Here is a 4152-nt window from a genome sequence, read left to right on the forward strand (position 1 = left end):
ATCTAAGCGTTTTCGATGGATTAGTTAGCAATTAAAGACTCATGACATAAGCTCAGTCATTCCATAAAAGAGGGAACACATCCCGTTTACTGAATGAATACGGATAACCTGGTCGTTACGATGGAGTCTATTGCGGACGGTCAAACTAAAGGGCCTTGTCTTTCTCACCTCTAATCGACACACGAAACTATGTAAGAGCTTTGACAACTAGCCCACACCCACTAAATCAGCTTCATGTGCCTAGGATCTAACATCACCAGCACTCCAGCACCTTAAACAGCCTCAAATAACCTCAAAAACATATATCAGAAAACCTAATTTGAACTACAATGTTCCTTTAGAACTATGTACTTAGATTAATGAGGGACAGCACCAGTGTTTGTTTGTGTTTCGCCCTACATTTGTTATATTTCAGTTAGTACGCAGTTATCATCGAGAACAAAATGTCCGCCGAATTCACTATCAATGATGAAATACAGGTCAAGTTAAAAGAGGGAGAAATCCAACATCTCAAGACGGGCCGCACCTACCCAATCGGTTCCAACGAATCTGAATTACTTAAATACTTTATGGACCACCCCAATGAGGTGCTTTCTAGACAAGTATTAATTGAGAAAGTATGGATATCTAAAGGGATATATGTAGAAGATGGAAGTTTGATGCAAACCATTTCACTATGTAGAAAAGCGCTCGAAGACAGAACTGGAGAGATTATTGTAACTGAACGTGGAAAAGGTTATCGATTCTCTGGTGATGTCACTGAAGGGTTAAAGTTAGAAGTTCAAAAAGAACAAGAAGTCATTATTGAGCAGAATAATAGCCCGAAGAAAAATTCAATTTATTTACCTATCATATTTTTCCTTTCTGTCGCTATTTCTTATTTTGGTATTAGTACCGTCCAAGAAAACAACAACAAAGAAAGCGTATTACAGACATATTACTTATCATGTACCGTAGAGGCCGACGAGCTAACATTTAAAACATTATATAACGTCACTGCCTATGAGTATAAAGATAAAAAGCTAATTATAGATAATGAAGGTAAATCGTTAAGCTTTCCTTCAAACTTTGAAGGAGTTAGTTGTGAATAAATCAATATTGCTCACAATAATTGCTGGTTTGGTTATTGGCAGCCTACTTAGCCTTTACCCTAAGACTCATTTATCTGGACACTATCTAGCAAATCCAGCAACTATTATTACCCCGTCTGATTTGGTGATTTATAATCAGTCGGCGATTAACATTGAATTTAAAATGAATAATAGTTATGACTTACTCTATGTTTCTAAAAAAGAAGTAGGGTTCACATCATCAGGAACCTATCAAGTAACTCCAAACGATATTTCTCTTGATGAAGATAGTCATCAGAGAATATTACCTAATAGAGAATTAACGTTTTACGAAAAAGTGATGGTTAGCCAAGGAGCCGTCTTATCTTCTGATTCTATGGACTACATACCATTGAACAGTAATGAGTTCATTCTGGTGGGGCAAAATTCGATGATGCACTTCTGTAAAGAAGTCGCTTGTGGCGAGCTTTCTAACTACGCTCAATAAAATATACCTTATGTAAAAGGCTAGTTGGCTTTCCTACTAGTACACACTAAGTAATAAAACACCTACCAAAGCCTTTAGTGAGAACTAAAGGCTTTTAATTTTACAGTTCTAGAATCTACTTCCAATTACCTCTCTACCTTGCATCTTACTTAATTCAATAACCTTTGTGGCGCAAAATGGTAAGTACCTAAGTGGACTCGCACGCATAATTAGTCCCAAGCAACAACATAACTTAAACTAATATTTGGAAACTAAACATGAAAAAGATTCTAGTCAAAACTGTAGGTCTAGTCATTCTTGCATCAGCTCTAACGGGCTGTGTTGGTAGCAACGCAGTAACAGGGAAAGTTATGAAGTTCAACGTGGAAGTAGTAGACAACCGCTATGCAAGAGCTGGCGTCAACTTACTTCTTGCACCCGTTTACGGTATTACAACAGCAGTCGACTACGCACTATTCAACTCATTAGAGTTCTGGACGGGCAAAAACCCAATTAACGGTAAGCCACACGTATTTGATTCAAATGTAGAAACACAATTTAAAGTAAACGACGAACTAGACCCATCATTAACTGATGCGCCGATAGCGCCAATCTCGAACAACCGAGCGATCCAAAGCGGTCAAATGAAGGCTATTGATGAAAATACTGTTCAAATGGACATTGTATATAACAACGGAGACACTGGTGTGTTAACAGGTGTTCGTGATGGTGACGATATTAGCTACTATATTAATGGTGAACTCGTTTCGCAAACTACAATGAGTCAATTAGAAACATTACAAGCAGAACAAGTCTAGACGACTCTTACTTTTAAAAAACAGGCGCATAGTAGCGCCTGTTTTTACATGTATTCAATAAAGCCAAATGGCTTTAGGCGTATAAGTCTAAAATTGATATTTTAGCCCTGTAGACTCTAGCAGAGAATATATCTCCCGCTGATTGTTTGAGGTTGTTCCTTTCATCCCACCTGCTTCTCGTAGTAAATGGCGCATTTTAAGCCAGTCGTCACTCCCCCATCGAGTCGAATAAGATTTGAGTAAATCAAACTCGTCATTCAACTCATTGAGTACCGTCTCACCACTTAAAAAGAACCCAACCTCATTGTTATAGAGCAATGAACGAAAGTCTAAGTTAGTCGTTCCGACAAAAGCGTAATCGTCAAATATCAAGAACTTCGCATGCAACTTACCATAGTGTTTATTACCACCAAGTAACACTGAGTCTTTCTTACCTAACTGGTAAAAATGGACTCTAGGATGGTTAGCTATACTTTTCCAACTTTCAGACTTTACAAATGCTTCATTAAGTTCATTGTTCTCCAAATCATCATCTAACCATTGCTCTTTTAGTTCAGTCGGCATCAGCATTGTTGGGACGGTATGCATATCGATAACGGCTTGTGTAAAGAAGTTATCACTGGTTAATACAGAGTTAGTGATAATCTCAATAGAGCGTTCAGGGTCTTGGTCTAGCCACGCTTTAGTCGTATTGAGTTCTTGTTCTAGTACTCCTTCATCTTTAAAAAGATCCGATTGAAGAAATAAATACGGCGAGACCACTCTTATGTTCTTTATGCTTTTATCTGAATAAGTCAGCCGAGCTAACAACCCACTAATAGAGTTTGAATTGGCTTTCTTATTCACACTGTATTTCTCTACCACATCACTCGCGTTCAAGTTATCTAATTCATGAGCGAATTTGGTCTCTGCCAATGAAAATCCACTAGAAAGGTATGCTTGAATATTTTGATAAGAGGCATTAAAAACCGTCGATGCTTTTAACCTAGATAGCGATGCCTTTAACTCTGACATGTCCCTATTATACGAAAGCAATGTACTAAGCTTTTTATTCCCAGGCTTAGAAAATAAAACAGAGTAATAGTACTCCGCTAATTGACTAGGGGATGTCTTTTCAGTGGCTCCTTGTACAGGCCTAACAATAATCTCGATATCCTTGAAGGCGCTTCTATCCCGCTTACCTTTATCATCTAACCCATAATAGTGAAGCGATACATTACGGCCACCAGTCATTACCCAGGCATTATTAGGGTAGGCCCCATCGATAATCAACAGCTTATCATGGGAGCGGTTATTGATTTTAGAGTCCCCATCAGTCAGGGCATTAAAAACCGTTGCTTGAACTCTGGCTTGTTGATTAGTTTTCTTACCTGTTTGGTCTGTCACAAAACCCGCGTTATTGGCACATTGCATCAGGCCTTTAAGATTAGAGTTATTCATGCTGAATGACCCTAAACTATCAACCATAATACGAATATCGACGCCACGCTGAACAGCATTACACAGAGCTCCTTGTATCGCTCTACCAGCCAGATCATCGGCATAGATGTAGTATGTTAGATCAACGGTATATTTTGCATTTTCAATCAGATAGATTTTTGCCGCTAGACTGTCAACCGCATTTTCTGTACTGGTTCCAATCACTTTAACTTCAGCGGGTTGGACTGGGAGAGCGTTTTCAGAAGCTAACTTAATATAGTCAACTTCTTGCTCTTCAGCACTTCTCCAGCGCCGGCTTTCCATATGCTCTTTAGTCCAATGATCAGAATGTAAGGGCACTGTATTTGTAGAAGAACTG

General features: G+C 38.7%; 4 protein-coding genes. 3 read left to right on the plus strand and 1 reads right to left on the minus strand.

The window, feature by feature from the left end:
- Window positions 1-443 precede the first annotated feature (443 nt).
- The 3 genes from L4C33_RS20070 to L4C33_RS20080 all read left to right on the plus strand — a co-directional run bounded on the left by L4C33_RS20070 (window position 444) and on the right by L4C33_RS20080 (window position 2354).
- Window positions 444-1091: a winged helix-turn-helix domain-containing protein gene (locus L4C33_RS20070; RefSeq protein ID WP_428814170.1), complete on the plus strand. Its 648-nt coding sequence runs from the start codon at window positions 444-446 to the stop codon at window positions 1089-1091.
- A gap of 4 nt (window positions 1092-1095) precedes the next feature.
- Window positions 1096-1557: a hypothetical protein gene (locus L4C33_RS20075; RefSeq protein ID WP_428814173.1), complete on the plus strand. Its 462-nt coding sequence runs from the start codon at window positions 1096-1098 to the stop codon at window positions 1555-1557.
- 257 nt (window positions 1558-1814) lie between these two features.
- Complete coding sequence (locus L4C33_RS20080; RefSeq protein ID WP_428814171.1) at window positions 1815-2354, plus strand: DUF3332 family protein; 540 nt, start codon at window positions 1815-1817, stop codon at window positions 2352-2354.
- An 87-nt stretch (window positions 2355-2441) separates the two neighbouring features.
- Here the strand turns inward: L4C33_RS20080 and L4C33_RS20085 are convergent.
- Window positions 2442-4152: phospholipase D-like domain-containing protein (locus L4C33_RS20085; protein ID WP_428814172.1), on the minus strand; the 1711-nt coding region annotated here is incomplete at its 5' end.

Origin of the sequence: Vibrio makurazakiensis (genome assembly GCF_050337375.1) — a bacterium.
In the GTDB taxonomy this organism is placed as follows: Bacteria; Pseudomonadota; Gammaproteobacteria; order Enterobacterales; family Vibrionaceae; genus Vibrio; species Vibrio makurazakiensis.